Source organism: Litoreibacter ascidiaceicola (assembly GCF_900129235.1).
GTDB classification, from domain to species: Bacteria; Pseudomonadota; Alphaproteobacteria; order Rhodobacterales; family Rhodobacteraceae; genus Litoreibacter; species Litoreibacter ascidiaceicola.
On the sequence record NZ_FQUV01000004.1, the window covers coordinates 70,621 to 97,589 of the forward strand.

The window sequence follows — 26,969 nt, forward strand, 5'->3', positions numbered from 1 at the left end:
TTGCTTTTGAGCGCATGTGGTGACATTGGACCCGCGGTGCCATCGCAAGCTGGAATGAACCTTGTCGATGCGCGGCAGGCCTTTCACTCCTGCCTACCAAATGCCCCACGTGCAGGACAAAACGCCGTTGTCGGCAGCTATGTCTCAAGTGTGGTTTTTGGTGGTATATTGTTGGGGCCCATCGGGGTCGCAATTAACGAAGACCAAATTAGATATCATGGCGAAGCGAGCGGCGTGGACCGCTGCTTGCGCAAGCGCGGCTTCAAGCGCCGCGTCCTGACCAAACAAGAGGTGGCTACGATAAATTCCAGCCCACCAACAACCCGTGCCCTTCTGCTCAACCACTTTGTCGCGGGCGGCACGCTTGAAAACTTTTCTGCGCCGAAGGAGGCATGACATGGTTCAACTGACCCTTCCCAAGAATTCGAAAATTATGGGCGGCAAAACGTGGCCGAAGCCCGAGGGCGCGAACAACGTGCGCAAGTTCCAGATTTACCGCTGGAACCCTGATGACGGGAAGAACCCGTCGGTCGACACCTATTTTGTCGACATGGATAAATGCGGGCCGATGGTTCTGGACGCGCTGATCAAGATCAAGAACGAGATCGATCCGACGCTGACCTTCCGCCGCTCCTGCCGCGAAGGGATTTGCGGGTCCTGCGCGATGAACATCGACGGGATCAACACTCTGGCCTGTATCTACGGCATGGACGAGATCACGGGCGACGTGAAAATCTATCCGTTGCCACACCTGCCGGTTGTGAAGGACTTGATCCCCGACCTGACGCATTTCTACGCGCAGCACGCGTCGATTATGCCGTGGTTGGAAACCAAGACCAACCGCCCGAAGAAGGAATGGCGCCAGTCGGTGAATGACCGTGCGAAACTGGATGGCTTGTATGAATGCGTCATGTGCGCGTGCTGCTCGACGTCGTGCCCGTCCTACTGGTGGAACGGCGACCGCTACCTTGGGCCAGCAGCGTTGCTGCACGCCTACCGCTGGATCATCGACAGCCGCGACGAAGCCACGGGCGAGCGATTGGACGAACTTGAAGACCCGTTCAAGCTGTATCGCTGCCACACCATTATGAACTGCGCCAAGACCTGCCCGAAGGGGTTGAACCCTGCCAAGGCAATCGCAGAGATCAAAAAGATGATGGTCGAGCGTCAGGTGTAATGTAATACTCCGGGGCATTGCTTCGGAGTGTTTTCATGAAATCTATTGGCTTTCGTTTTTTAATCGTCGGACTTCTGACCGTTTTGATGTTCGTCCCGCTTTTCCTTGCGGGCGAGGTGATTGATGCGCGCGCAAATCACAGCCGCAACACTGTGTCTTCTGTCGGTGACGAGTGGGGCGGCCCGCAACTGTTATCCGGCCCGCAGATTATTATCCCTGTCACAGGTCCCGTGACCCGCAAGGAGCAGCGTGCCGCCACTAAAATCGTGAATGGCAAGGAGATCGCGACGACAGAGGAAGTCGAGATTACCGAGATCAAGTATAAGCGCTCGATTTATCTTTATCCTGACGATTACAATTTCAGCATCGCCTCGCAAACCCAGACCCGCGCACGCGGTGTGTTCCGCGTTCCGGTCTATGTCGCCACCGCCGACATCAAATCCCGCTTTGATTTCAGCGCTGTGGAGGCTGCGGTGAATAGCGACGAGACGTTGCTGTGGAACGATGCTCAACTGCGTGTTTCGCTGTTATCGAACAAAGCGCTGCGTGGTGCCGCAAAACTGACCGTGGGTGGCAAGAACGTACAGCTTGAGCCGATAACTGGCTCCAGTCGCGATACCACCCCTGGCATCATGGCGGAAATCGGTGACCCCCGAAAGGCTACGCAATACGACATGGAGCTTGGATTCAACGGTGCCGGTAGCTTCATGGTGACGCCTGTGGGCCGGACCTCGCAAGTGGTGTTCGACAGTGACTGGCCGCATCCGAGCTTTTCCGGGGCTTTTCTGCCGAACACCCGCACCGTGAGCGAGAGCGGCTTCGAGGCGGAATGGCTGATCCCGCATCTGGCGCGTAACCTGCCGCAGATTTCGCGTGAAAATTCGGACCAGACTGCCCGCGCCCAGACCGCGTTCGGGGTCGAGTATTTCCAGCCCAACGACTTCTACCAGAAAGCCTATCGCGCCGCGCGGTATGGCATTCTGTTTATTGCGCTGACCTTCCTGACGGTGCTGTTGATCGAGGACCGAAACGGCCGCCCGACCCATCCGGTGCAATATGTCTTCATCGGATTGGCGCAATCACTGTTCGTGCTGTTGATGGTCGCCTATTCCGAGCAAATCGGCTTCGCGGCAGCTTACGGGGTTTCGGCGGGGGCTACGATCATTTTGCTGACACTGTTCGGCTATATCGGGATGAAGCTTGGGGTGCGGTCGGCGGTGCTAGGCGTGATGCTCGTGCTGCTGTACGGGGTCCTTTACTTGATCTTACGCAGTGCGGATTATGCGCTTCTTGCGGGCTCTACCTTAGCGTTCTTGGCGCTGGCAGGCACGATGTACCTGACCCGCAACGAAGACTGGTATGGTGAGCCGGGCCACGGCGTGATTGATTGGCTGAATGGCAAAACGCCACCACCAAGCCCGCCTGCGACGGACGTCGCGACCGACACAGCCAAGGACAAGCCCTAGTCTTAGGCCTGCGCGGGTTCCGAAGTCCGAGGTGTCTCGACAGCGCGTGGTGACAGCGGCGTGCCGTTGAGAAGCAGTGCCAGTACCGGCACTCGTTTCACGATCAGGTGGTGGGTCGGAAGTTTGATGGCCAGCGTGCATATTATGAGTGCGCTGAACAGCATTCCGCCCTCCAGTCCGATTGCGGTGAGAGGCGTGAGAAGCGCATGCAACACCAGCCATTGAAGGATGTATGTCGTCAACGCTCCGGCAGAGATGAACGACCAGATCGCGTTGGTGGTGTTGAAAAAGCGGCGGAAGGCCCAAAGCAACCCGAAGCTGATTGCGGCAGTGCTGGAAGCGATGCGGGCGGCGTGCAACATGTGGTGCAGTGTTGTCCCTTGCTCGGCCCAGCCGTCGATCATGGCCAGCCAGAACAGTCCTGCGATGGCGAAGGGCAGCGGGCCAGGCGCGTGAATGGCCTCCCAAGCCTTTGGGTGCTGATAAAGTGCCAGACCTGCAACATAGGCCCATGCATATTTGGCAAAGCCGTCGAATGGGACCGGCAAGTCCAGCCCGATAGTGGCAGCAATTAGCATCTGCACAACAATTGCCGCCGACGTGATCACGGTGGCGATATACGGGGGAGGGATATTGAAATCAGTTACCCGCGCCCAAGCAGAGGAACGTAATGCCCGCAGCATCAAGGGAACCGCCGTGATGAAGCCCATTAGACTGAAAAGAAACCAAAGATGAACGAAAAGCCGCCCTGTGACGGCGCGAGTCAGGACGTCCTGCGCCCAAGCGGTGGTGAAACCTTCATGGATCAGCGCGAGTGTCAGCGGGTTCACCAGTAAGAGACCCGTCGCCAACGGCCACGCAAGACGGCGCAAACGGTCGCGCAGATGGGGCCAGATGGGGCCATCAGGCAAGGTAGCTGCCATCACGTAACCAGAAATGATGAAGAACGTGCCCATGCAGAAATTATAGATAAACACCGCGAAGGTCGCAGCGGGGGCATAGTCGATCAGATAATACGCGTGTAGAACCACGACGAACACCATGCAAATGGCGCGCAAATGATCAAGATATGTGATCCGCATGGTCTTTTTGCCCCTTTCAGAGAGGGTTTAGAGCATGCAAATCAGCCGAAAATTGGGCGATTGTTTAGCAGTAACGCTCCACGCCCACGATCTGGGCATCGGAATAGCGGTCGCCATGCGCCCATCCCACAGGCAGAATCCGGTCGATCTCGGCACGATCCTCATCGCTGAATTCGATGCTGTCGCCAGCAGCGAGCTGCTCCAGATGCGCGCGGGTTCTAGTGCCGGGGATTGGAATAGTATGGTCGCCCCGATCCAGCGTCCAAGCGATTGCCGCGCCCGCGGGGCTCCAGCCCCGAGTTGCACAAAAGGCTTTGAACTTCTCTAAGATTGCGCAATTGGCCGCGAAGTTTTCCGGCGCGAAGCGCGGCTGTGACTTGCGGAAATCAGTGTCGGCAAAGGTAGCGGGGTCGGGGAACTGGTCCGCGAACATGCCGCGCGCCACGGGTGAGAAGGGCACGAAGGCCACGCCAAGCTCCTTGCAGGTTTGAAGCATGCCCATTTCGGGTTGCCGCGTCCAAAGGGAGTATTCGCTTTGCACGGCAGTGACAGGGTGCACTTCATGGGCGCGGCGCAAAGAGGCCGGTGCGATTTCGGAAAACCCGAAGCCGCCGATTTTGCCTTCCTTGATGAAGGTCGCGAGGGTCTCTACCACCTCTTCGATGAGGCGGTTCTGTTCGCGGCGATGGATATAGTAGAGGTCGACATAATCGACGCCGAGCCGCTTGAAGGAGCCTTCGAGGGCGGCTCGTAAAGCGGCTTCGGAGTTGTTGAAATGCCGGGTGGGCTTGACCATGATCCCGCCTTTGGTCGCGATCTTGAAGCCGTGGCCCGGGTTGGCCTTGAAATAGCTGCCCATGATTTCCTCGGACTGGCCAAGGCCGTAAAGCTCTGCGGTGTCGAGGAAATCTATGCCGAGATCGCGGGCAGCATCGAGCGTGTCGTGGGATGTCACAAGATCGGTTTCGCCGTAGAAGCCGGCGAAACTCATGCACCCTAACCCGACCGCACCGACCTGCGGTCCGCCTTTTCCAAGCTGGCGCGTTTTCATGTGAAGGCCGCTTCCAGCGCGATTTCGACCATGTCCCCGAAGCTGCGTTCACGATCTTCGGAGGGCAGCGCCTCGCCGGTGAGCAGGTGGTCGGAAACGGTCAGCACCGCCAAGGCGCGGCGGTTATAGCGGGCGGCGAGGGTGTAGAGTTCGGCCGCTTCCATCTCGACGCCAAGGATACCGTGGCGGGTCATTTGTTCGTTAAGGTCAGGGCGTTCGTCGTAGAACACGTCGGCCGAATAGATACCGCCCACATGGGTTGGCACGCCTTTGGCTTCAGCGGCGTGGAAGGCGTTGTGCAGCAGGTCCCAGTCGCAGGTCGGGGCGAATTGCAGTTCTTTGAAGATGCCACGCGACGGGGTGGACAGGGTCGTGGTCGCGGTGGCGAGGATCACATCGCGCACGGCGACTTTGTCCTGCATGCCGCCACACGATCCAATGCGGATCAGCGTTTTCGCATCGTAGTCCTTGATCAGCTCGTTCACGTAGATCGACAGCGACGGCATCCCCATGCCAGAGCCGTGGATGGTTACGCGATTACCTTTCCACATGCCGGTGAAGCCCAACATGCCGCGCACCTCGTTGACCAATTTGACGTTCTCAAGGAACGTCTCTGCCGCCCATTTGGCGCGATAGGGATCGCCGGGAAGCAAGACGGTTTCAGCGATGTCGCCGAGTTTGGCTCCGATATGAACAGTCATGGGGCGGGCTCCTTTGGGGCTGTTTCAACCCCATATATCAGCCCTATTCCGCCGGTGCGAGTACCCCTTGTGCAGCTTTCGCATCTGCCGCTGCGAAACCGACCATGCGGCGAGTGTCTTCGTCCCAGAGCTTCAGCTTCATGCATTTGAGGCTGTCGCGGAAGGTGACGCGGTTGGTTCCAGCCAATTCTGGATGATCGCGCAGGACTTCGGGTAAGCGATAGAAGGCGATACGGGCATAAAGATGGTGAACGTGGTGGATGCCGACGTTGCAGCTGAACCAGTTCAGCCAGCCCGGCAGCACGTAGTAGCTGGAGCCATAGAGCGCGGAATCGTGCACCGACCAGTTGCCTTGGTGATCCCATTCGACGCCCTCGAACTGGTGCTGGATGTAGAACACCCAGACGCCACAAAACGCCCCGATCAAGGTGGAGGGCACGAAGATAAACAGGATCGGGCCCCAGCCGCCAAAATAGTAGATCGTCCCGAGAACGATCGCGATGGACAGGTTGGTGCCCATGGCGCTGATCCAGTATTCGCGGCGGTCCATCAGACGGAAGGGCAGGCGGTATTCCAGAAAGAAGGAGTAGAATGGCCCGAATGCGAGCAGGAAATACGGATTGCGATAGAGCCGGTAGGCGGCTTTGGCGAGCGGGCCTTTGGCGTTGTATTCCGAGACGGTCAGGGTCAGCAGGTCTCCCATCTCGCGGCGGTCCAGATTGCCGTGGGTGGCGTGGTGAACGTCGTGTTTCTTGGCCCAGACAGCGGCGGGGGCGATGCAGATCACGCCAAGGCATCGGCCAAGCCAACGGTTCGCGGTCCATGACTTGAAAATCGCGCCGTGGCCGCAATCGTGCTGGATGGCGAACATACGCATCATCAACATGCCCGTAAGGATAACGGCAGGAACGGTGACCCAGTAAATCTCTGACGCCAGCGACCACCATGCGATAGCCCACAAGGTGACATAAGGAACAAAGGTCGTCGCAAGCTCCCAAATCGAGCGGGAGAGGGACGGGTCGCGATATGCTTTGAGGACGGGTATCCATTCCCGCGCGGGGCGGCGGGATTGGGGTGTTGCGGAATTCATTCAATTACCTTTGGGCACAATTCTTTGGACGCGAATTTTGGCCGCGTCCGCACGGGTGTCAAGTAAGGTATTACTCCGCTGCGATGCCTTTTGGGTCCACCAGTTCTACGAGGTCAACCATGATACGGTTCAACTCGAAGTCCTTGGGTGTGTAGACCTTGGCCACCCCCATTGCCCGCAACCGATGTGCATCGTCCTCGGGGATGATGCCGCCGACCACCACGGGAATATGGCCGATGCCCGCCGCGTGCATCTTGCTCATGAGATCTTCGATCAGCGGAATATGGGAGCCGGACAGGATCGACAGACCAACGACATGCGCTTCGTCTTTCAAGGCGGCCTCTACGATTTCATCTGGTGTCAGGCGGATGCCTTCGTAGCTGATATCCATGCCGCAGTCACGGGCGCGGGCCGCGATTTGCTCGGCCCCGTTGGAGTGACCGTCCAGGCCCGGCTTGCCGACGAGGAACTTGAGGCGGCGACCCAATTTGGTTGACACCGCGTCCACGCGCTCGCGGATTTCATCGAGTCCCTCGGTGCGATTTGAGGGGTTGCGAGACACACCGGTCGGGCCACGATACTGACCAAAGGCCTGACGGATCACGTCGCCCCATTCACCAGTGGTCGCGCCTGCTTTGGCGGCCTCGATTGTCGGGATCATGATGTTGGTGCCGTCTTTCGCTGCTGCGCGAACTTTGGCGAGAGCCGTTTCGACCGCTTGGCTGTCACGCGACGCACGCCATGCGTTGAGGCGCGCGATCTGATCGGCTTCGGCGTCCTTGTCGGCCACCATGATCGCCTCGTCACCTGCGGTCAGCGGGCTTTCCTCGTGCTGTTGGTATTTATTCACGCCGACCACGATGGTGTCACCTGACTCGATGCCACCGAGGCGTTCGGCATTGGCCTCTACCAGCCGCGACTTCATGTATTCAATCGCCTCGTTGGCGCCGCCCATGCTGTCGATGGTGGCGAGTTCGGCGCGCGCGCCTTCTTTCAACGCCTCGACCTTGCGGTCCACGGCAGGGTTGCCGTCAAAAAGGTCGTCATATTCCAGAAGGTCGGTCTCGAATGCCATGATCTGTTGCATGCGCAACGACCATTGTTGATCCCATGGGCGGGGCAGACCGAGCGCCTCGTTCCAGGCTGGTAATTGAACGGCGCGTGCGCGGGCGTTTTTGGACAGGGTGACGGCCAGCATCTCGATCAGGATGCGGTAGACGTTATTTTCAGGTTGCTGTTCGGTCAGGCCAAGGGAGTTCACCTGCACCCCATAGCGAAAGCGGCGGAACTTGGGGTCTTCGACGCCGTAGCGGTCGCGGGTGATTTCATCCCAGAGGTCCACGAAAGCGCGCATTTTGCACATTTCGGTGACGAAGCGGATGCCGGCGTTTACGAAGAAAGAGATACGGCCCACCATTTGCGGGAAGTCCTGCGCGGGAACTTTGCCCTTGAGGTCGTCGAGCACTGCAGTTGCTGTGGCAAGCGCGAAGGCCAGTTCCTGCTCCGGCGTCGCGCCTGCTTCTTGCAAGTGATAGGAGCAGACATTCATCGGGTTCCATTTCGGCAGATGCTGACGCGTATAGGCGGCGACGTCGGTGATCATGCGTAGCGAGGGTTTTGGCGGGCATATGTATGTGCCGCGCGACAGGTATTCCTTGATAATGTCGTTTTGCACGGTGCCTTGCAGGGCGGAAATATCCGCGCCCTGTTCCTCGGCTGCGGCAATGTAGAGAGCCAACAACCATGGCGCCGTCGCGTTGATCGTCATGGACGTGTTCATCTGGTCCAGTGGGATATCGTTGAACAAGCTGCGCATATCGCCAAGGTGCGCGACCGGAACGCCGACTTTACCGACTTCGCCTTTGGACAGGACGTGATCGCTGTCGTAGCCGGTTTGCGTGGGCAGGTCGAAAGCCACGGAGAGGCCGGTCTGACCCTTGGCCAGATTGCCGCGATACAGGGCGTTCGACGCTTTGGCCGTTGAGTGACCCGCATAGGTGCGAAACAACCAAGGACGATCTTTTTGCGGCGTGTTGGGTAGGTCGGACATGATGGCCTCGTGTGAATCGCGGACGGTAACATTATTGCGTTTAGCGATTGATACGTGGAATTTTATACCAATGTCAATTCGCTGCAACGCAGAATTTACAGCCATACCCGTTGCGTTGCCATGCTTTTTGTCTATTGGCATGGTGTTTGTGGCATAAGGGCTCAAACTGGCCCTGACGAGTGGATGGAGCCGCCAAAATGGGGCAGACGGAAATTATGTACGACATCAATTCTATCTTGATCGCAGTAGTCCTTTTACTGGCGATGGGGGCAGCTATGCGCCTTGGGCGCGTGGTCGGGAAGCGCGGTTCCTCCCACCATAATGACGAAAGCAAGTCTCAGGTCGGGGCAGTGCAGGGCTCGCTTCTGGGTTTGTTGGCGCTATTGCTCGGTTTCACCTTTTCGTTGGCGCTGAACCGTTACGACGACCGGTCGCGGGCCGTGGTCGACGAGGCGAACGCGATTGGCACGGCTTGGCTACGGACCGATTTTCTGAGCGACGCGCGTCGGGATGAGGCCAAAGCCCTGATGAGCCGCTACGGCTTGACCCGTTTTGAAGCGGGACGCGTCCCCGCAAGCGAAACAGAACGTCGGGATGGGTTGGTCCAAGCTGCCGAGGAAATATTTGCTAAGCTCTGGGATTTGGCCAGCTTGGAAACACAAGCGGTGGGTGGTCCGGCATCGGTCAGCTTTGCGGCCTCATTGAATGACATGATCGATTCCCTCGGATCGCGAGATGCTGCAATCGAACGCCATGTGCCGGAGCCTGTGTTGTTCCTGATGTTTGCCACGTTCGTGCTGCTTGGGAGCATCCTCGGGTACAGTTCGGGACTGACACTGGCAAAGGCGGGTTTTCCGATTTACGCGATGATGGTTCTGATCGTGGCGCTGGTGTTTGTCATCATTGATCTTGATCGCCCGCGCCGGGGTATCATTTCTGTCAATCAGGAACCGTTGCGCTTTGTCTCTGAAAGCATGGCGGCGGCGGTGAATTGAGGGTGAAATAATGTTCACCACTGTAGAACTTCCCATCTGGGCGCTTGTTCTGATCGGGTTGCTGGCGGCGGTAACCGCTGCGTCGCATCTGTTGTTCCCGTCGGTGCGATGGTTCTTCCGGCGGCGGGCAGAGCGGGTTGTTGCGCGACTGAACTCCAAACTTGCGCGGCCGATCCAGCCGTTCAAGCTCGCCCAACGTCACGATATGATCCAGAACGTGCTGTATGATCCTGACGTCATTCGGGCGGTTAATGACTATGCCGACGAGATGGGTGTGCCTGACAACGTTGCCTTTGAGACTGCACAACGCTATGCGCGTGAAATTGTGCCATCTTTCAGCGCCACGGTCTACTTCGGGCTGGGGACGCGGTTGGCGAAATGGGTGTCACGGTCGCTCTATCGCGTACGGGTGGTGAACCCGCGCAGTGATGCTATGGCGGCGATCGATCCGGATGCGACTGTGGTATACATTATGAACCACCGCTCCAACATGGACTATGTGTTGGTGACCTATCTGGCGGCGCGCGACAGCGCGTTGTCTTATGCCGTTGGCGAATGGGCGCGGGTTTGGCCATTGCGCCCGTTGATCAAGATGATGGGTGGCTACTTCATTCGCCGGAAATCTTTGAACCCCCTCTATCGCCGCGTTTTGGCGCGGTACGTACAGCTCTCGACCAAAGAAGGCGTCGCGCAAGCTGTCTTCCCCGAAGGCGGATTGTCGCGGAGCGGCGCATTGGGGCAGCCCAAGCTGGGACTGATCAGCTATATCGTTGACGGCTTTAACCCCGGCAGCGCGCGGGATGTAGTGTTCGTACCGGTCGGGCTGAACTATGATCGCGTGCTGGAAGACCGTGTGTTGGTGGCTGCGGCCGGGGACAAATCCGCAAGGTTTAAGTTTCGGATCAGCCATGTGGCCAAATATGTCTGGCGGCACCTCTGGCAGCGATTGACAGGCAAGTTCCATCGTTTGGGGTTTGCGGCAGTTGCCTTTGGTCGGCCTGTGTCGCTGACGGAGTTCCTAGCCAACCACCCCGAGCAAACAACAGAGCGACTGGGCGCGGAGTTAATGGAGCGGGTGCGTGCGGTCGTTCCAATTTTGCCTGTTCCGTTGGTGTGTCGCCATATTCATGCGGCAGGTGGCAAGATCGAACGCTCCACCCTTGAAGCGCTGTTCGCCAAGGACGTCGCACGATTTCGCGCGGCGCGTCTAGAGGTGTGTATGCCGCGGGAAGGCGGTGACGGGAGCTGCGAGCGCGCTGTGAATGAAGCGCTGAGGATGTTGGAAGTCCGCGGGGTGATCCGGCTTGTAGACGGTATCATCGAGGTTACAGATAAGGCACCGGAGGTGATTGGCTACTATGCAGCATCCCTCAAGCATTTGTCCGCGACATAAAATTACAAAAAACACAACTTTCGGGTTGTATTGTTGCTTTTGCATTTGTATCCCTTCCTTATTGGCGGTGCAGCATTTGATTCTGCGTCGCGGCACCGACTAAGATGAGGAGCGCCGGTAATGGCTCTAGATACGCAGGACGACATGATGGACTACAGCGCCGAGAAAAAAGACCTTTATGAGCTGGGTGAAATTCCCCCGATGGGCCACGTCCCGTCCCAGATGTACGCATGGGCCATTCGCCGGGAGCGTCATGGCGAGCCTGAAGACAGTTTTCAAAATGAAGTCGTCGAGACGCCAACAATCGGCGACCGCGAAGTCCTAGTCTTGGTCATGGCCGCAGGCGTGAACTACAACGGCGTTTGGGCGGGGCTTGGTGTTCCGATCAGCCCGTTCGACGTGCACAAAGCCGACTACCACATCGCAGGCTCTGACGCTGCGGGGATCATCTGGGCCGTTGGTGACAAGGTAAAGCGTTGGAAAGTTGGCGACGAAGTTGTTGTGCATTGCAACCAAGACGACGGCGACGACGAAGAGTGTAACGGCGGCGATCCGATGTTCTCCTCCAGCCAGCGTATCTGGGGCTACGAGACACCTGACGGCTCGTTCGCGCAGTTCACCCGTGTGCAAGCCCAACAGTTGATGCCACGACCCGCGCATCTAAGCTGGGAAGAAAGTGCGTGCTACACACTTACACTGGCAACCGCGTACCGCATGCTGTTCGGCCATCACCCGCATGAGTTGAAGCCGGGTCAGAATGTGCTGATCTGGGGTGCGTCCGGCGGCCTTGGCTCTTTTGCCGTGCAACTGGCGAACACTGCTGGAGCGAATGCCATCGGTGTGATTTCCGATGAGGACAAGCGCGACTTCGTGATGGGGCTTGGCGCAAAGGGTGTTCTGAACCGCAAAGACTTCAACTGCTGGGGCCAGATGCCCAAGGTGAACACACCTGAATACAAAGAGTGGTTTGGTGAGGTCCGCAAATTTGGCAAAGCCATTTGGGACATCACTGGCAAGGGTAACAACGTCGATATGGTGTTTGAGCACCCTGGCGAAGCAACAATGCCGGTTTCGGTGTTTGTGGTGAAGAAGGGCGGCATGGTCGTCATCTGCGCTGGCACAACAGGCTACAACCTGACGATGGACGCCCGCTATCTGTGGATGCACCAAAAGCGCGTTCAGGGCTCTCACTTTGCGCATCTGAAGCAAGCCTCCGCTGCGAACAAGCTGATGTGCGAGCGTCGTTTGGACCCGTGCATGTCGGAGGTGTTCCCTTGGAACGAAATCCCTCAGGCGCACACCAAGATGCTGCGCAACGAGCACAAGCCCGGGAACATGGCCGTTTTGGTTTGTGCACCGCGTACAGGGCTGACGACTTTCGAGGATACGCTGGAAGCAAGCCGTACTTCGTAAACGCGGCAAAATAACTCTTGAGAAAGCCCGCGAATCGCACTGGTTCGCGGGCTTTTTCTATGTTGGACCGCACGGATTCACTGAAATCGGGGAGTTGCAATCCGACCCCTCGCTATTTTGGGGGAGGGTTAATTGGTGAATATGGTCGGCAATTTTCCGCTGCTAGGCTTTCGTTAACGGATGATTAACCCTTTCGGGAGGATAGTGATGATGAAGAACGACTGGATTATCGACGTATTGATGGACCTGAAGGCGTTCTCTGCCAGAAACCGACTTAGCCATCTGGCAGAGCAGCTTGACGACACGATTTTGGTTGCCACAACCGAACTCGCGTCACCGGTCCGCTCAAGACGCCACATGATGGGTGAGCATGAACAGACTGGTCGACATGCAGGACGCGCTTTCACAGGCGACAACGCTTGAGGAGTTTCAGACCTTTGTCGAGAACCTGAGGGATGTCTATGACCTCGAACATCTGGTTTACCATTCGGTCAACAGCACCGGCGGTCAGTACGCGGCGCTGACATACAAACCTGACTGGGTCGAACGCTACATCGAGCAGGACTACGCCCGTATCGATCCCGTTGTTCAGGGCTGCTATCGGCAGTTCCAGCCTATCGAATGGAAAACTCTGGATTGGTCCGCGAAGGCCAGCCGTGCGTTTCTTGGCGAAGCCGGCGAAGCCGGGCTGGGAAATCAGGGATTTAGTGTCCCGATCCGTGGGCCCAGCGGACAATTCGCTTTGGTCTCGGTCAATCACAAATGCAACGACGAGATGTGGGCCAGCTTCACGTCGGAACGCGCGGCTGATCTGCTGCTGATTTCTCACTACCTCAATGAAAAGGCACTGCAAATTGAGGGGAACCCCCATCGTGGCCCCACACGTTCACTGTCGCCGCGCGAGAAGGACACTCTGACATTGCTGGCCACCGGGGCGAACCGCGCCAACATCGCGGAAACTCTGAAAATTTCCGAAAGTACGCTGAGAGTATATATCGAAAGCGCCCGCTTTAAACTCGGGGCTGCGAATACGACTCATGCCGTTGCTATGGCGCTCACCCACGGATTGATTGTCGTCTGAAACTGTTGCGCATTCTAGCTATCTAAGTACGCTGCCCTGATCCGTTCTTAACCCACTTGTGCGAACTCCACCCTCCCGAAGCGGATGGAGTTCCTTATGATCAGATACCTTTATGCCGACCAACTCTTGGCGTTCCCGAAACTACGCGAAAGTATGTTGAAAGACCGCGCGGTTCAGTTTCACCAAAGGCTGAAATGGGAGGTGACGATCGACGCGAACGGATATGAGCAAGACCAATATGACTTGCTCAATCCCCTCTATGTCATTTGGGAAACGGCGGCGGGTCTCCATGGCGGCTCGATGAGGTTTCTGCCGACCGCTGGCGCGACGATGCTGAACGACTTCTTTAGCCATCTGAACGGTCAGCCTGTTTCCGATGACCGTATCTGGGAGACAACCCGGTTTTGTATTTCACCAAACGCACCAGATGGAAGCCGCGTAGCGGCGCTATTGATGCTTGCAGGGGCGCAGCTTGGTGTAGGGTTGGGCCTAAGCCATGCCGTGGGGGTCTTTGACGCGCGAATGATCCGTATCTACCGCCAACTTGGCTGGCCGCCGGAGGTGCTGGGCACGGAGGGGAAAGGCCGCGAAGAGATCAGCGCGGGGCTGTGGGAATTTCGCCCTGAGTTGCTTGCCCAACTGGCCACAAAGGCGGGCGTGAGCAAGGACGTTGCAGCCCATTGGTTTGCGCGGGCATTCGGGCTCGAGAGAACAATGATTGCAGCCTGAACTCTCTGGCAAACCTGAAGGTCGCAGGGTAGTGTCCGGCGCATGTCGAATGCCCCCACGACCATCACGTTTTCCGAAGATCAGGCGGAAGCCTACGACGCCATTACGGAAGTGATGGCGAAGGCTGGTGTGGACATGTTGGAAGGTCACACAACGCCGCTGAACGATGCCACAAGTCAGGTCATGGCCATCGTGGGCAAGGCCGGGTCCGGCAAGACGCTATTGCTGGCCAAGATGGTGGAAGCCGTGCAGGAAGCGGGTGTTGATCTGATTTCAGGCGACTATGACGGCAAGCCCCGCAAGGACCGTCGCACCATCGCGGTACTGGCTCCGACCAACAAGGCGGCAAGTGTTTTGCGCAACAGGGGTGTGCCTGCGACGACCATTCACCGCATCCTCTACACCCCGATGTATGATCCCGAATACGAGCGGATCGCTGAATGGCTGGCCGGACAAGGTGACAAGCCGGAGATCGAGGGTCTGACCGAAACCAATCTCGAACGCGCGCGTCTGTTCTACGAGGCGAACAAATCTATTCCGGGTGCTTTGGCCGCCGCAGGGTTAAAAGGTTCGGACTTTATCCAAGGATGGAAGCGACGCGAAGACCCGTTGGATATCGGTTTCATTGATGAATCCTCGATGCTGGACGAAAAGCAATACGAGGACCTGCGCGAGATTTTCCCGACTCTGATTTTATTCGGAGATCCGGCGCAGTTGGCGCCAGTCGGGCAATCCGGCGAGATGGTGTTCGACAAGTTGAAAGACGGGCGCAAGCTGGAGTTGTCGCGCGTTCACCGGCAAACGCAAGACAATCCCATTTTGGATTTGGCGCATGCACTGGCCGATCCGACCGTGAGTTTCAGTGACTTTGAGCAATTGGTTCGCGAAGCGGCGGCGAAAGATGATCGCGTTGTTTACGCCGAGCGGGTGGAGGCGGACTTGATGGCACGCTCTCCGGTACTGGTCTGGCGCAACGCGACACGCATCAGGCTCATCCAGGCATTTCGTGGCGCTTATGGCGCGACGGTCGACACCCTGCTGCCGGGGGAACCGCTGATTTGCGACGGGATCGAACTGCCGCTGAAACACCGTAAGAAGCGCATTGATCTGGAGGCGCGCGGCCTTATCAAAGGCGCGCAGGTGGTGTATATGGGGCCGGGCAACAAGCCCGGTTTTTCGCGGCTGCATGTGATTGGCGCGGAAGACCCACAGGTTTCGGCAGCATCCATCATCAAAATAGAAGCGCCGGGTGAGGAAGAACCTTTTATCCCCTTCGCCGCGCGCATGGGTGCTGCGTTTTTGCACGGGGCAGCGGTAACAATCCACAAAGCCCAAGGCTCGCAATGGGACACGGTGCAGGTGTTCGCACCGGATTTATACGCCGCGGCACGGGCAGGGCGCGAAGAGGCGGGACAACCCTTGTGGAAGCGGTTGGCTTACGTTGCAATCACGCGGGCTGAGCACCGTCTGATGTGGATCACGCGGAGCATGCTGGCACGCCCGACAAGCGGCCTGCGCACGGATGATCTGCCAAAGGGGCCGGCGCGTTTGGAACTGAAGCCGCCGGAGACCGAGGACTAAGCAGGTTCAGAAACGGATGTAGCGGAAGATCGCAGACGCGCCCCAACCCGCGACGATGGCGATGAACAGCGACAATAGACCGTAGATCAAGGGCCGTTGATGCGCGAGATCGTAAATCCAGCGTTCCAGCCCGACCTTGTTTACGTTGATCACGGTTTCATAGTCGTCCACAACCACACCGCCCCTCACAAGAAAAATGCGCGTGTCATAAGGGCCCTCGACAAGGTTCGCAGGCAAGTCAATCGTCGTTGAAAACAAGGTCTGATCATAGAGCTTCACCGAATGGTCGAGCTTTTGATACAGGTTGTTGGCTGTGCGTATGCGGATTAGGGCATCGGTAAACTCGGCCGCGTTTTCGACGGTGGAAGGCGCACCAACGGACCTGATGGCGCGCGGGATCGAGATGCGGTGGCGTAGATCTTCTGTGCGGGTCAATACGTCTCTAAGTGCGCCGCTGGAGGCAACCGCATAGAAGCTTGGGGCTTCATCGACCTCTACCGCACTGGTATTAACCCAGATACCCAAGCGCCAATCTTTCTTGCGCACATTCACCGTTTGTGCCGGACCGGAAACGGTTATGATCACTTCCATTGGCTCGGTCGCTGCTGGTGCATTGCGTTTGACCGCGCCGTAAATCAGGATGTCGGAACCGTCGAAGTTTGCCGTGATCCGAACCTCGTCCCGCGACAGGCCCGCGACGACTTCTTCAGCAGCCAAGGGTGTGACGACAAGGCAAAACAGGAATGCAAGCGCGCGGATCACGAATGGCCCCCGCTGCCCAGCGAGAACAATTCGGACGGCTCGATCAGAAGGTCCAGCGCCAGTTTGGCACAGACGGCGATCACCATGATCGAGAGCAGAATACGAAGCTGTTCGGCCTTCAACTTGACGCCAATCCTCGTGCCGATTTGCGCCCCTATTACTCCACCAATAAGCAGCAGAACCGCCAGCGCCATATCGACGGTGTAGTTGGTGGTTGCATGAAGAAGCGTAGTGAACGCGGTCACGAAAATGATCTGGAACAGGGAGGTACCAATCACGACTTTGGTGGGCATGCCTAGGATGTAGATCATGGCCGGAACCATGATAAAGCCGCCGCCAACCCCCATGATGGCAGCCAAAACGCCGACAAATAGGCCAACAATAATTGGAGGGATAACCGAGATATAGAGCCCCGAGGTCCGGAATTTCATCTTGAACGGAAGGGCATGAACAAGCCCGTGCTTCTTGCGTTCGGGAACCGCGCTAGGCTTCTTGGAACGGCGAATGGCGCGTAGGCTTTCGAAGAACATCAGTCCGCCGATGACACCAAGGAAGACGACGTAACACAGCTTCACCAACAGATCGACTTGACCCATTTCGCGCAGGATTGTGAAGACTTGAACACCGATTGCAGCCCCGATAAGGCCGCCGATCAGCAGGACTAGACCCATCTTGAGGTCCACCGTCCGCCGCTTGAAATGCGCCAGAACGCCGGAGAAGGACGACGCTACGATTTGATTGGCTTCCGTTGCAACCGCAACCGCTGGCGGGATGCCAATGAAGAACAGCAAGGGCGTCATCAGGAACCCTCCGCCGACGCCAAACATGCCAGACAATATCCCTACAATCCCACCCAATCCCAAAAGCAGGAATGCGTTGACCGAAACCTCGGCAATGGGAAGATAGATTTGCATGGACGTTCCTTAGACCCCGTCAACTGGACTGAGCAAATCAAAATGATAAGTCCAGTTGCTAAAACTGACCACCCTGCCGCCGAAAGGACAAAAGTGGGACTTACTGCCTCACGTCATCGCTCTTTGACGTAAGGCTCTCCACCGGCTCGTGGAGGCGTAGCTTTCCCAACGAAACCTGCAAGGATCACCACGGTTAGTATATAGGGCAAAGCCTGCATGAATTGCGAGGGCAGGGTGATGAACCCCAAATCAAGGCTCGGATACCGGTTGGAAATTGCCTCCAGCAGCCCGAACAGGAACGTCGCATAAAGCGCGTACCAAGGGCGCCACTTGGCAAATATCAACGCAGCGAGCGCGATGTAACCGCGTCCTGCTGTCATCTCTTTTACGAAGCTGGCTCCCAAGCCTGTCGCAAGATAAGCACCAGCCAGCCCGCACAACACGCCACAGATCGCCACGGCAGCATAGCGCAACCCGACGACGGATATCCCTGCCGTGTCAACGGCCGCCGGGTTTTCCCCTACAGCCCGAAGGCGAAGCCCGAAGCGGGTTCGGAACAGCACATACCATGTCAGCGGCACGCAAAGCAGCGCGATATAGACAAGAAACGTGTGGCCGGAGAGGACTTCCGAATACAGCGGCCCAAATACGGGAACCCCTGACAAGGCTTCCGCGAAAGGCAGGTCGATCCCTTGGAACCGTGCATCGCCCTGAAGGGCAGGGGTCTGACCGCCAAGCTTGAACCAGCTCAACCCGATGAGGACCGTCAGGCCCGACGCCAGAAAGTTGATAGCCACACCGGAAATCAGTTGGTTGCCGCGGAAAGTAATCGATGCCAGCCCGTGAATGCCGGACAGTACCAGCGACGCTGCAACCCCTGCCAGCATGCCAAGCCAGACCGATCCTGTCGAATAAGCCGTCGCCGCCGAGAAGAAAGCCGCGATCAGCATTTTTCCTTCAAGGCCAATGTCAAAAATCCCCGCCCGTTCCGAGAAAAGACCCGCAAGGCAGGCAAACAACAAAGGCGTTGCAAGGCGCAGCGCACTGTCGAGGATTTGGAGGATCGTCAGATAGTCCATCTCCTAAGCCTCCGCCCGTTTGGGTCGCACAAGCACCTTGGCCACCATAGATCGCACCATGTTATCCAAGGCCCCGGTGAACAAAATCACCAACGCCTGAATGACGATCACCAACTCGCGTGGGATAGAAGTCCAAAGCCCAAGCTCCGCCCCGCCTTGATACAATGCCCCGAACAACAGCGCCGCAAACAGGATGCCCAGAGGGTGGGATCGCCCCATCAACGCCACGGCAATACCGATGAAACCAGCGCCCTCAACCGAGCCGAGGATGAGGCGCTCGGCCTCGCCCATGACATTGTTGATTGCCATCAAGCCCGCCAATGCGCCGGAGATCATCATCGTAATGATGGTGATTTTGACGGGGTTGATGCCGGCGTAAACAGCGGCTGGCTGCGATTTGCCAAAAGCCCGAAGCTGATAGCCAAGGCGTGTGCGCCAGATCAGATAATAGACAAAAATGCAGGCCACGAGGGCAACCACCAGCGTGACATTGGCCGGCGTGCCTTTGGCGAACGGGATGCCGACGGCGTTCAGCATGTCGCCCAAGGACGGCAAATGCGCAGGTTCGGGGAACTTGGCCGTCGCCGGATCCATAGACCCTTTCGGGCGCAACTTGTTGACCAGCACATAGTTGAGCAACGACGCCGCGATAAAGTTGAACATGATCGTGGTGATCACGATGTGGCTGCCGCGCTTGGCTTGCAGGTAAGCCGGGATCAACGCCCACAACGCGCCGAAAAGGCCCGCCGCCGCGGTCGCCGCGACCAAGGCTATGGTCCAGTGTGGCCATGGAATGAAAAGGCACACAAGCGCGACACCAAGCCCGCCGATCGCCGCTTGGCCTTCACCACCGATGTTGAACAAGGACGCGTGGAAAGCCACAGCGACAGCCAGTCCGGTGAAGATGAAGTTGGTGGCGTAGTACAGCGTATAGCCCCAGCCATAGGTTGACCCGAGCGCGCCTTTCACCATCAAAGATAATGCGTCCATCGGGTCGTGTCCGGTTGCAAAAACCATCAGCATGGACAGGCTGAAGGCAAGGATAAGCCCTACCAAGGGCACGACAATGAGATCAGCCCATTTTGGCAATTGCTCCATCTCAGGTGTCCTCCCCGGTCATGCCGGCCATCATCAGGCCCAGCTCTTTTTCGTCAGTTTCGGCAGGTAGGCGTTCACCCATAAGTTGGCCATCGAAGATCACCGCAATGCGGTCTGACAGCGACAGGATTTCTTCCAACTCCACCGACACAAGTAGGATTGCTTTGCCCTTGTCGCGCAGGGCGACGATCTGTTGGTGGATAAATTCGATGGCACCGATATCCACCCCACGGGTCGGCTGGCCCACCAGTAGCAGGTCGGGGTCGCGCTCGATCTCGCGCGCCAGAACGAGCTTTTGCTGGTTGCCACCGGAGAAGCTCTTGGCCTCCAAATCGGCATTGGCCGGGCGCACGTCAAAGCGTTCGATTTTCCCTTCGGCATCCTCGCGGATGGCCGCGTTGTTCATCAGCAACCCGGTTTGGTAGGCTTCATCGTCATCATACCCAAAGGCCGTATTCTCCCATGCCTTGAAGTCCATGATCAAACCTTCGCGCTGGCGGTCTTCCGGCACATGGGCAATGCCGCGCTTGCGGCGGGACCGCGCGTCCGAAAACTTGCCTGTTAAGTCAAGGTCCTGTCCATTTACCCGAATGGTGCCGGTGCCGTTGCGCATGCCGCCCAGCACTTCCAAAAGCTCGGACTGGCCGTTTCCGGCAACGCCCGCAATGCCAAGAATTTCTCCGGCGCGCACTTCGAAGGAGATACCTTTGATCCGGACAACGCCTTTGCTGTCGACAACCTTTAGGTTTTCCACCTCCAGCACTTTCTCACCGGGTTGCGCAGGTGATTTATCGACACGCAGCAACACCTTACGTCCAACCATCAATTCGGCCAACGCTTGCGGAGACGTCTCAGACGTCTTGACAGTCGCGGTCATCTCGCCGCGCCGCATCACCGAGACGGTGTCGGTTGCCTCCATGATTTCGCGCAGTTTATGGGTGATCAGAATGATGGTTTTGCCCTCGTCCTTCAGGCGATGAAGGATACGGAATAACTGGTCGGCCTCGGCTGGGGTCAATACGCCCGTCGGCTCGTCGAGAATGAGGATGTCGGCCTGACGGTACAACGCCTTTAGGATTTCCACCCGTTGCTGCATCCCCACACCGATGTCTTGGATCAAGGCATCAGGATCGACATTCAACTCGTATTCGGCGGCCAAAGCGGCCAAGTCTTTGCGCGCCTTGCGCAGCGATGGGGCCAGAAGGGCGCCGTCTTCCGCACCCAGAATGACATTCTCCAGAACGGTGAAATTTTCGACCAGTTTGAAATGCTGGAACACCATGCCGATGCCCGCGGCGATGGCCGCTTGGCTGTCAGGAATGGATACTTTCTCGCCGGATATATAGATCTCGCCCTTATCGGCTTTGTAGAAACCGTAAAGGATCGACATGAGCGTGGACTTCCCCGCACCATTTTCGCCAATGATGCCGTGGATCGTTCCGGGCATGACGCGGATGGAGATGTCTTTGTTGGCCTGAACAGGCCCGAAGGCTTTCGAGATGCCCTTAAGTTCGATTGCAGGGGCCGTGGTCACGCGGGCTCTCCCATGCCGGCAAATCCAATCAATCGCGAGATTTTCCCGTCAGCGATATCGGCGAAGTACTGGCCATGCTGCATCGGGACACCGCCCTTACAAAACGCAACGGTCGCGCGGGCGTGGCCATTGTGTTCCGAGGTGTGGACGACCTTCGCCGATCCGTCCGGCATCATGTCGCCGTAAATCTTCACATAGGCCAGATACGCCTCACGATCCGTGATGGGTTCCGGTGCGTTCGGATCTGCGTAATAGAATTTGTTGGCGAGAGCCGCGTCGGTTTTCGCCGCGCGGCTCTCGGCCGATGGATCGCCCCAAGCCGAGAAGAAAGTATAGATGCAATCAGTCATGGCTTGGGGCTCCTAACTTAGAATGTCAGGGATGGGCAGGACTCGTCGGACATGTAGTCGTGGACCGTGATGTCACCCGAGATGATCTTGGCTGCCACCGCGTCAACGGTTGCTTTCAGGTCATCGGAGATCAAATCAGCGTTGTTTTCGTCCAGCGAATAGCCCACGCCTTCATTGGCCAAGCCCATGACATTGAAGCCAGTTTCCAAACCGGGGCCGTCTTTCATCGCGTTGTAAACAGCGTTGTCGACGCGCTTGAGCATCGAGGTCAAAACCTTGCCAGGGTGCAGGTAGTTCTGGTTGCTGTCGACGCCGATGGACAAGATGCCTTCGTCAGCCGCAGTTTGCAGAACACCCAAGCCCGTGCCGCCAGCCGCCGCATACACCACGTCAGCACCTTGGCTGATTTGCGCACGTGTCAGTTCGCCGCCTTTTACCGGATCGTTCCAAGCCGCACCGGTGGTGCCGGTCATGTTGGATAGAACTTTGGTGTCAGGGTTCGCCGCTTTTGCGCCTTGAGCATAGCCACAGGCGAATTTGCGGATCAGCGGGATGTCCATGCCGCCGATGAAGCCAACAGTGTTGGTCTTGGAGGTTTGCGCCGCCATGTAGCCGACCAGATACGAACCCTCGTGCTCGTTGAAAACCACCGAGCGTACGTTCGGCGCATCGACGACCATGTCGATGATCACGAAAGACGTGTCGGGATAGTCGCCAGCGACCTCACCCAGAGCGTTGCCGAACGCAAAGCCGGCCATCACGATCGGGTTGGAGCCTGCTTCGGCAAAGCGGCGCAGGGCCTGCTCGCGCTGCGCGTCGGACTGCAGCTCGACCTCGGCAAACTTGCCGCCGGTTTCTTCGGCCCAACGGGTTGCGCCGTTATAGGCGGCTTCGTTGAAGGATTTGTCGAATTTGCCGCCAAGATCGAAGATGATCGCCGGATCAGCCAAAGCTGCGCCTGCGCTAAGCGCCATGGTCGCGGCCGCGCCGAGGAATTTTTGCATGATTGTCATGGTGGTCTCCCAGATGTTTTTTGTTACGTCCGGGGCCGTCCCCCCGGTTGCATAAAGCAGTGATCGGGCAAGCAGCGCCCGCAGATCATCGGGTATTAACGCCCCAGTGTCGCCAAGGGGTCAACCGATTCTTGTAAATTTCCCACGCAAATGGCGTGATTTCAGGCGCTTACGCTAGGTTAGCGGTCACCTAGCTCGCAACGCATCACCAAAGCGTCCAGCGTCGAGCCATCCGGACGCCGGTAATATGCCCGACGGCGGCCTGCATCTTCAAATCCGGTTGAGCGATAGAGCGCAATGGCGGCATCATTGTCTGCGGCCACTTCCAGGAAGGCGAGCGTTGCCCCGTCTTCGGTCGCTCGGGTTTTGAACCCCTCCACCAAACCGCGCGCCACGCCTTGCCGTCGCGCAGCGGGGTCGACTGCGAGCGTCAGCAGTTCCGCTTCATTTACTACGACGCGCCCAAGCAAGAAGCCTTGCGGGGTGCTTAGCAGAAAGGCGCTGTCCTCAAAGCTGGCAAACTCTGATGCGGACCACGGCCGTGGGGTCGTGAAACATTTAGCGTGCAGTGCGGCTAATGCGGCGGGGGTCATAGGATGACGGGGGCTGGGTCGCGGGGCGGGGCCGCATCTGCGGGCCGAAGATACAGCGGGGCCGGGCGTGCGCCATCCGGTACGCGCGCAGAGGCGATGCGCGCGATGGCGGTGATGAGGTCTGTGGCGCTCGTCTTTACCACCTCGGCCCCAAGCTGCGTGGCAACTGAGGCACTGTTATATCCGACAACGAACGCGGTTCCCCGCGGGGAACCCGCTTGAATTTCGTCCTCGGCGCGGAGGTTAGGAGAGTCCAGAGCATCTCCGCCTTTGGTGAAAAACTGTATGTAAACATTGTCTTGGCGCGCATCTAAAATAGCAAGCGTCTGACCTTCCTGCGCAGGTCCAAACGCCATGGCCTCTAGCACATTGACACCAATCGCAGGGATGCCCAGCGAAAGAGCCAGCCCCCGTGCGGCACTAACCGAAATGCGGATACCCGTGAAGTTGCCGGGACCAATGCCCACGCCGATGCGGTCAAGGTCGGACCATTTTTTGCCTGCCCCTAACAGGACCTCTTCCAGTAGCGGCATGAGGCGCTCGGCTTGGCCCTTCTGCATCTCCTCGACGCGGGATACCAGAACAGTGTCGCCCGACAGCAAAGCGGCCGCGCAATGCGCGGCCGATGTGTCGAATGCCAATGTCAGTTGGTCAGCCATGAACCTGCTTTAGGCCGCGACTGGGCGAACCTCAACCACTTCGGGGATATAGTGTCGCAGCAGGTTTTCAATGCCCATTTTCAGCGTCAGTGTGGACGAGGGGCAGCCAGCGCAGGCGCCTTGCATATGCAGATAGACCACGCCACGCTCGAACCCGTGAAACGTGATGTCACCACCATCTTGTGCCACGGCAGGACGCACACGGGTGTCGAGCAGCTCTTTGATCTGGTCCACAATCGCGCCGTCTTCACCGGTATGTTCCGCATGGCCGCCGGAGGCGTCGCTGTCGCCTTCAAGAGCCGGTTGGCCGGATTGGAAGTGCTCCATCACCGCGCCAAGGATGGCGGGTTTGACGTGGTCCCATTCCGTCGCGTCGGACTTGGTCACGGTCACAAAATCGTTTCCGAGGAACACGCCGGTGACACCCTCGACCGCGAAGATACGGCTGGCGAGAGGGGATTTTCCGGCGGTGTCCGCAGACGGGAAATCTGCCGTCCCTGTTTCCAACACGGTCTGGCCAGGAAGGAATTTCAGCGTGGCGGGATTGGGTGTGGATTCGGTCTGGATGAACATGGCTGGGCCTCTTTGATGTAGACTACAGATATGAGACTCTGCGGGCGCGAAGTCAATAGATTGGAATTATTCTAAACTGGACGAGCCTGACTTTAGCTTACAGCTTCCAACTGCTCTTTGGTCATTTCTCCGGGCACAATGGTCACCGGAATAGGCAACGTGCCTGATCGCCGCGTAAGCTCGGTTACCAAGGGTCCGGGGCCTTTGTTTCCTGTGCCTGCGCCCAGCACCAGAACGCCGACATCTGGGTCTTCGGTCACTTGCGCCAGAATTTCCGGAACCGCCTCGCCTTCGCGAATGACAAGTTCCGGGTCGACCCCTTGCTTGTCACGCATCCATTTTGCGAAGACCTCGAAATGAGCAACGATGCGGTCACGCGCCTCTTGACGCATGATCTCGCCGACGCCAACCCAGTGGTTGAACTCGTCCGGCGGGATCACAGCCAGAATTTCGACACCGCCACCAGTGCGCGCGGCGCGCATCGCTGCAAAACGCATGGCGTTCAGGCATTCGCGGCTGTCATCGAGCACAACAAGAAACTTACGCATGGCCAAAGCCCTCCACGGAACAGATCATGCTGCAAGCGCAGGTATCGCGCAATACATGGTTTGGCGTCATTTCGACAGCGCCCAGTCCCAGTACATCTCGCGGACTTTTTTGGTGACGGGGCCGGATTGGTAATGCGTGCCGTCGAATTCCTTGACGGGGGTGACCTTCATCATGTTGCCGGACAGGAAAACCTCGTCGGCCTCGCGGAAGTCTTGGAAGGTGAGCACCGTTTCGTGCACTTTGGTGCCGTCCTTGGCCAAGTTCGAGATATGGCGCGCACGGGTGATCCCCGACAGGAACGTGCCGTTGGGAACGGGCGTGAATATCTCACCGTCGCGCACCATGAAGACGTTGGCGGTCGCGGTCTCGGCCACATTGCCCAAGGCGTCGGCTACCAAAGCGTTGCCAAAGCCCTTTGCGCGGGCCTCCGCCAGCATGCGGGCGTTGTTGGGGTAAAGGCAGCCCGCCTTGGCGTTAACCACGCTCGACGACAGGGTTGGGCGGCAAAATTGCGTTGTGGTCAGCGTCGTTGCAGCGCCTTGAGGGGCCATCGGGATTTCCTCGAGGCAGATCGCGAATCCGGTCTCGTCGGGTTTCGGGACGATGCCCAGCTCGTCGCCCGCGATGGCCCAATACATCGGGCGAATATAAACGGCAGCCGTCTTGGGGTAGGCCGCGAGGCCTTCTTGAACGATCTCGACCATCTGCTCGGCGGTATGCGTTGGCGTGATCATCAGCGCCTTGGCGGAGCGGTTGACGCGCTCGCAATGGGCAAAGAGGTCAGGCGAAACACCCTCGAAATACCGCGCGCCGTCGAAGACAGACGTGCCCAACCACATGGCGTGATCAGCCGCCCGCATCACAGGAACGTCGCCCGCGTGCCATGTGCCGTTGAAAAAGGTGCGGATGTTGATGCCGGTTGCCATGATCGTCCTCCCAGTAAGCATTTGCAGGCTAGGACGGGTTAGGTCAGCCGTCCAGACCTTTTTGTCGGATCACTACCGCACCATCCCGACGATGTCATAGGTCTTGGCGAGGATGGGCGCGGTGATCTCCCGCGCCCGCTCGGCACCGCGACGCAGGATTTTGTCGATCTCGTCTTGGTCCTGCATCAACCGCGACATCTCTGAAGAAATGGGCGACAGTTTGGACACGGCCAATTCCGCCAGCATTGGTTTGAACTCGGAGAATTGCTTGCCGCCGACGTCGGCCAGAACCTGCTCTGGCGTCATGTCGGCGAAGGCCGCGTAGATGTTGATCAGGTTGCGCGCCTCGGGGCGGTCGTCGAGACCTTTGACCTCGGACGGCAGCGCATCGGGATCGGTGCGGGCCTTGCGCAACTTGGCTGCGATAGTGTCCGCATCGTCGGTCATGTTGATCCGGCTCATGTCGGACGGGTCCGACTTCGACATCTTCTTGGACCCGTCACGCAAGGACATCACGCGGGTCGCAGCCCCTTCGATCACAGGCTCGGTAATCGGGAAGAAGTCCACACCGTAGTCGTGGTTGAACTTGGCGGCAATGTCGCGGGTCAGTTCCAGATGCTGTTTCTGGTCGTCGCCCACCGGCACATGGGTCGCGTGGTAGATCAAGATGTCAGCCGCCATCAGAGACGGGTAGGCAAATAGGCCTACGGAGGCGTTTTCGCGATTCTTGCCGGCCTTGTCCTTGAACTGGGTCATGCGGTTCAACCAGCCCATGCGGGCGACGGTGTTGAAAATCCAAGCCAATTGCGCGTGTTCCGGCACCTGGCTTTGGTTGAACAGGATCGACTTTTCAGGGTCCACACCGGAAGCGATGAAGCCCGCGCACAGCTCTCGTGTGTTGCGCTTTAGGGTTTCGGGGTCTTGCCAGACGGTGATCGCGTGCAGATCCACCATGCAGTATATCGTTTCGAAATTCCCCTCGTCTTGCATATCAGCAAAGCGCTTCAATGCCCCGAGGTAGTTGCCAAGGGTCAGGCCGCCGGATGGCTGGATGCCCGAGAACACTCGCGGTTGGAAGGCGGTGTCTGCCATGGTCTGTATCTCCGTCTG

The 26,969-nt window shown here is 58.0% G+C and carries 28 protein-coding genes; 10 read left to right on the plus strand and 18 right to left on the minus strand.

The features are described 5' to 3' along the window. Positions 1 to 54: 54 nt before the first annotated feature. From BUB72_RS09245 to creD, 3 genes are read left to right on the plus strand one after another with little or no spacing between them, the layout of a single operon-like run. A complete protein-coding gene (locus BUB72_RS09245; protein ID WP_139250647.1) occupies positions 55 to 396 on the plus strand; it encodes a hypothetical protein in 342 nt (113 codons plus the stop codon). Between the two features lies 1 nt (position 397). Next, a complete protein-coding gene (locus tag BUB72_RS09250) occupies positions 398 to 1,177 on the plus strand; it encodes a succinate dehydrogenase iron-sulfur subunit (RefSeq protein WP_073143142.1) in 780 nt (259 codons plus the stop codon). Positions 1,178 to 1,212: 35 nt separating this feature from the next. Next, positions 1,213 to 2,643, plus strand: a complete 1,431-nt coding sequence (gene creD, locus BUB72_RS09255) for a cell envelope integrity protein CreD (protein WP_073143144.1) — start codon at positions 1,213 to 1,215, stop codon at positions 2,641 to 2,643. A 2-nt stretch (positions 2,644 to 2,645) separates the two neighbouring features. On the opposite strand, the gene BUB72_RS09260 is transcribed toward creD, so the two are convergent. From BUB72_RS09260 to BUB72_RS09280, 5 genes are all read right to left on the minus strand, one after another. Beyond that, positions 2,646 to 3,725 (minus strand): acyltransferase family protein, encoded by a 1,080-nt coding sequence (locus BUB72_RS09260; RefSeq protein ID WP_073143146.1) that lies wholly within the window; start codon positions 3,723 to 3,725, stop codon positions 2,646 to 2,648. Between the two features lie 64 nt (positions 3,726 to 3,789). Next, positions 3,790 to 4,776: an aldo/keto reductase gene (locus BUB72_RS09265; protein WP_073143149.1), complete on the minus strand. Its 987-nt coding sequence runs from the start codon at positions 4,774 to 4,776 to the stop codon at positions 3,790 to 3,792. Beyond that, on the minus strand, positions 4,773 to 5,477 hold the full coding sequence (gene deoD / locus BUB72_RS09270) for a purine-nucleoside phosphorylase (protein ID WP_073143151.1): 705 nt from the start codon (positions 5,475 to 5,477) through the stop codon (positions 4,773 to 4,775). Before deoD ends, BUB72_RS09265 begins: the two co-directional genes overlap by 4 nt. Before the next feature lie 43 nt (positions 5,478 to 5,520). Further along, positions 5,521 to 6,567: a fatty acid desaturase family protein gene (locus BUB72_RS09275; protein WP_073143154.1), complete on the minus strand. Its 1,047-nt coding sequence runs from the start codon at positions 6,565 to 6,567 to the stop codon at positions 5,521 to 5,523. Between the two features lie 70 nt (positions 6,568 to 6,637). Beyond that, complete coding sequence (locus tag BUB72_RS09280) at positions 6,638 to 8,617, minus strand: protein meaA (RefSeq protein ID WP_073143730.1); 1,980 nt, start codon at positions 8,615 to 8,617, stop codon at positions 6,638 to 6,640. 197 nt (positions 8,618 to 8,814) lie between these two features. On the opposite strand from BUB72_RS09280, the gene BUB72_RS09285 reads away from it, so the two are divergent. From BUB72_RS09285 to BUB72_RS09315, 7 genes are all read left to right on the plus strand, one after another. Continuing rightward, positions 8,815 to 9,612: a bestrophin-like domain gene (locus tag BUB72_RS09285; protein ID WP_073143157.1), complete on the plus strand. Its 798-nt coding sequence runs from the start codon at positions 8,815 to 8,817 to the stop codon at positions 9,610 to 9,612. Between the two features lie 10 nt (positions 9,613 to 9,622). After that, positions 9,623 to 11,005, plus strand: a complete 1,383-nt coding sequence (locus BUB72_RS09290) for a 1-acyl-sn-glycerol-3-phosphate acyltransferase (protein ID WP_073143159.1) — start codon at positions 9,623 to 9,625, stop codon at positions 11,003 to 11,005. A 120-nt stretch (positions 11,006 to 11,125) separates the two neighbouring features. Then, positions 11,126 to 12,418: a crotonyl-CoA carboxylase/reductase gene (gene ccrA / locus BUB72_RS09295; protein ID WP_073143162.1), complete on the plus strand. Its 1,293-nt coding sequence runs from the start codon at positions 11,126 to 11,128 to the stop codon at positions 12,416 to 12,418. Positions 12,419 to 12,625: 207 nt separating this feature from the next. Beyond that, entirely contained in the window at positions 12,626 to 12,841 is a 216-nt protein-coding gene (locus BUB72_RS09300) for a hypothetical protein (RefSeq protein WP_245814782.1), read from the plus strand. Then, the gene (locus BUB72_RS09305; RefSeq protein ID WP_073143164.1) at positions 12,789 to 13,499 is read left to right on the plus strand and encodes a helix-turn-helix transcriptional regulator; all 711 of its coding nucleotides are present in this window, start codon (positions 12,789 to 12,791) and stop codon (positions 13,497 to 13,499) included. The genes BUB72_RS09300 and BUB72_RS09305 overlap by 53 nt, the downstream gene beginning before the upstream one ends. A 96-nt stretch (positions 13,500 to 13,595) precedes the next feature. Further along, positions 13,596 to 14,228, plus strand: a complete 633-nt coding sequence (locus BUB72_RS09310) for an acyl-homoserine-lactone synthase (RefSeq protein ID WP_073143166.1) — start codon at positions 13,596 to 13,598, stop codon at positions 14,226 to 14,228. Positions 14,229 to 14,270: 42 nt separating this feature from the next. Then, a complete protein-coding gene (locus BUB72_RS09315; RefSeq protein ID WP_073143168.1) occupies positions 14,271 to 15,809 on the plus strand; it encodes an ATP-dependent DNA helicase in 1,539 nt (512 codons plus the stop codon). Positions 15,810 to 15,815: 6 nt separating this feature from the next. On the opposite strand, the gene BUB72_RS09320 is transcribed toward BUB72_RS09315, so the two are convergent. The 13 genes from BUB72_RS09320 to trpS form a co-directional block, all read right to left on the minus strand. Next, the gene (locus tag BUB72_RS09320) at positions 15,816 to 16,571 is read right to left on the minus strand and encodes a TIGR02186 family protein (RefSeq protein ID WP_073143170.1); all 756 of its coding nucleotides are present in this window, start codon (positions 16,569 to 16,571) and stop codon (positions 15,816 to 15,818) included. After that, positions 16,568 to 17,485: a sulfite exporter TauE/SafE family protein gene (locus BUB72_RS09325; RefSeq protein ID WP_073143172.1), complete on the minus strand. Its 918-nt coding sequence runs from the start codon at positions 17,483 to 17,485 to the stop codon at positions 16,568 to 16,570. The genes BUB72_RS09320 and BUB72_RS09325 overlap by 4 nt, the downstream gene beginning before the upstream one ends. A gap of 113 nt (positions 17,486 to 17,598) precedes the next feature. Beyond that, positions 17,599 to 18,564 (minus strand): ABC transporter permease, encoded by a 966-nt coding sequence (locus BUB72_RS09330; RefSeq protein WP_073143175.1) that lies wholly within the window; start codon positions 18,562 to 18,564, stop codon positions 17,599 to 17,601. A 3-nt stretch (positions 18,565 to 18,567) separates the two neighbouring features. Further along, the gene (locus BUB72_RS09335; RefSeq protein WP_073143177.1) at positions 18,568 to 19,662 is read right to left on the minus strand and encodes an ABC transporter permease; all 1,095 of its coding nucleotides are present in this window, start codon (positions 19,660 to 19,662) and stop codon (positions 18,568 to 18,570) included. 1 nt (position 19,663) lies between these two features. Further along, positions 19,664 to 21,196, minus strand: a complete 1,533-nt coding sequence (locus BUB72_RS09340; protein ID WP_139250648.1) for an ABC transporter ATP-binding protein — start codon at positions 21,194 to 21,196, stop codon at positions 19,664 to 19,666. After that, a complete protein-coding gene (locus tag BUB72_RS09345) occupies positions 21,193 to 21,546 on the minus strand; it encodes a nuclear transport factor 2 family protein (protein WP_073143181.1) in 354 nt (117 codons plus the stop codon). The genes BUB72_RS09340 and BUB72_RS09345 overlap by 4 nt, the downstream gene beginning before the upstream one ends. A gap of 17 nt (positions 21,547 to 21,563) precedes the next feature. Next, positions 21,564 to 22,559 (minus strand): BMP family lipoprotein, encoded by a 996-nt coding sequence (locus BUB72_RS09350; protein ID WP_073143183.1) that lies wholly within the window; start codon positions 22,557 to 22,559, stop codon positions 21,564 to 21,566. A gap of 179 nt (positions 22,560 to 22,738) precedes the next feature. Beyond that, on the minus strand, positions 22,739 to 23,152 hold the full coding sequence (gene rimI, locus BUB72_RS09355; protein ID WP_073143185.1) for a ribosomal protein S18-alanine N-acetyltransferase: 414 nt from the start codon (positions 23,150 to 23,152) through the stop codon (positions 22,739 to 22,741). Beyond that, positions 23,149 to 23,811: a tRNA (adenosine(37)-N6)-threonylcarbamoyltransferase complex dimerization subunit type 1 TsaB gene (tsaB, locus tag BUB72_RS09360; protein WP_073143188.1), complete on the minus strand. Its 663-nt coding sequence runs from the start codon at positions 23,809 to 23,811 to the stop codon at positions 23,149 to 23,151. Before tsaB ends, rimI begins: the two co-directional genes overlap by 4 nt. A 9-nt stretch (positions 23,812 to 23,820) precedes the next feature. Beyond that, positions 23,821 to 24,384: a NifU family protein gene (locus BUB72_RS09365; protein WP_073143190.1), complete on the minus strand. Its 564-nt coding sequence runs from the start codon at positions 24,382 to 24,384 to the stop codon at positions 23,821 to 23,823. Positions 24,385 to 24,476: 92 nt separating this feature from the next. Next, on the minus strand, positions 24,477 to 24,932 hold the full coding sequence (locus BUB72_RS09370) for a universal stress protein (protein ID WP_073143192.1): 456 nt from the start codon (positions 24,930 to 24,932) through the stop codon (positions 24,477 to 24,479). 66 nt (positions 24,933 to 24,998) lie between these two features. After that, on the minus strand, positions 24,999 to 25,859 hold the full coding sequence (locus BUB72_RS09375) for a branched-chain amino acid aminotransferase (protein WP_073143194.1): 861 nt from the start codon (positions 25,857 to 25,859) through the stop codon (positions 24,999 to 25,001). A gap of 72 nt (positions 25,860 to 25,931) precedes the next feature. Beyond that, positions 25,932 to 26,951 carry a tryptophan--tRNA ligase gene (trpS, locus tag BUB72_RS09380; RefSeq protein ID WP_073143197.1) on the minus strand — a complete coding sequence of 340 codons (1,020 nt, stop codon included), beginning with the start codon at positions 26,949 to 26,951 and terminating at the stop codon, positions 25,932 to 25,934. Between the last annotated feature and the right edge of the window lie 18 nt (positions 26,952 to 26,969).

Coding starts and splice junctions, on each gene's coding strand:
- BUB72_RS09325 (WP_073143172.1), bottom strand. CDS start 17,485: ATGCAAATCTATCTTCCCATTGCCGAGGTTTCGGTCAACGCATTCCTG.
- BUB72_RS09330 (WP_073143175.1), bottom strand. CDS start 18,564: ATGGACTATCTGACGATCCTCCAAATCCTCGACAGTGCGCTGCGCCTT.
- BUB72_RS09280 (WP_073143730.1), bottom strand. CDS start 8,617: ATGTCCGACCTACCCAACACGCCGCAAAAAGATCGTCCTTGGTTGTTT.
- BUB72_RS09345 (WP_073143181.1), bottom strand. CDS start 21,546: ATGACTGATTGCATCTATACTTTCTTCTCGGCTTGGGGCGATCCATCG.
- BUB72_RS09350 (WP_073143183.1), bottom strand. CDS start 22,559: ATGACAATCATGCAAAAATTCCTCGGCGCGGCCGCGACCATGGCGCTT.
- BUB72_RS09300 (WP_245814782.1), top strand. CDS start 12,626: ATGATGAAGAACGACTGGATTATCGACGTATTGATGGACCTGAAGGCG.
- rimI (WP_073143185.1), bottom strand. CDS start 23,152: ATGACCCCCGCCGCATTAGCCGCACTGCACGCTAAATGTTTCACGACC.
- BUB72_RS09310 (WP_073143166.1), top strand. CDS start 13,596: ATGATCAGATACCTTTATGCCGACCAACTCTTGGCGTTCCCGAAACTA.
- BUB72_RS09290 (WP_073143159.1), top strand. CDS start 9,623: ATGTTCACCACTGTAGAACTTCCCATCTGGGCGCTTGTTCTGATCGGG.
- ccrA (WP_073143162.1), top strand. CDS start 11,126: ATGGCTCTAGATACGCAGGACGACATGATGGACTACAGCGCCGAGAAA.
- creD (WP_073143144.1), top strand. CDS start 1,213: ATGAAATCTATTGGCTTTCGTTTTTTAATCGTCGGACTTCTGACCGTT.
- deoD (WP_073143151.1), bottom strand. CDS start 5,477: ATGACTGTTCATATCGGAGCCAAACTCGGCGACATCGCTGAAACCGTC.
- BUB72_RS09315 (WP_073143168.1), top strand. CDS start 14,271: ATGTCGAATGCCCCCACGACCATCACGTTTTCCGAAGATCAGGCGGAA.
- BUB72_RS09245 (WP_139250647.1), top strand. CDS start 55: ATGAACCTTGTCGATGCGCGGCAGGCCTTTCACTCCTGCCTACCAAAT.
- BUB72_RS09375 (WP_073143194.1), bottom strand. CDS start 25,859: ATGGCAACCGGCATCAACATCCGCACCTTTTTCAACGGCACATGGCAC.
- BUB72_RS09335 (WP_073143177.1), bottom strand. CDS start 19,662: ATGGAGCAATTGCCAAAATGGGCTGATCTCATTGTCGTGCCCTTGGTA.
- BUB72_RS09265 (WP_073143149.1), bottom strand. CDS start 4,776: ATGAAAACGCGCCAGCTTGGAAAAGGCGGACCGCAGGTCGGTGCGGTC.
- BUB72_RS09370 (WP_073143192.1), bottom strand. CDS start 24,932: ATGCGTAAGTTTCTTGTTGTGCTCGATGACAGCCGCGAATGCCTGAAC.
- BUB72_RS09250 (WP_073143142.1), top strand. CDS start 398: ATGGTTCAACTGACCCTTCCCAAGAATTCGAAAATTATGGGCGGCAAA.
- trpS (WP_073143197.1), bottom strand. CDS start 26,951: ATGGCAGACACCGCCTTCCAACCGCGAGTGTTCTCGGGCATCCAGCCA.
- BUB72_RS09260 (WP_073143146.1), bottom strand. CDS start 3,725: ATGCGGATCACATATCTTGATCATTTGCGCGCCATTTGCATGGTGTTC.
- BUB72_RS09275 (WP_073143154.1), bottom strand. CDS start 6,567: ATGAATTCCGCAACACCCCAATCCCGCCGCCCCGCGCGGGAATGGATA.
- tsaB (WP_073143188.1), bottom strand. CDS start 23,811: ATGGCTGACCAACTGACATTGGCATTCGACACATCGGCCGCGCATTGC.
- BUB72_RS09305 (WP_073143164.1), top strand. CDS start 12,789: ATGAACAGACTGGTCGACATGCAGGACGCGCTTTCACAGGCGACAACG.
- BUB72_RS09285 (WP_073143157.1), top strand. CDS start 8,815: ATGGGGCAGACGGAAATTATGTACGACATCAATTCTATCTTGATCGCA.
- BUB72_RS09365 (WP_073143190.1), bottom strand. CDS start 24,384: ATGTTCATCCAGACCGAATCCACACCCAATCCCGCCACGCTGAAATTC.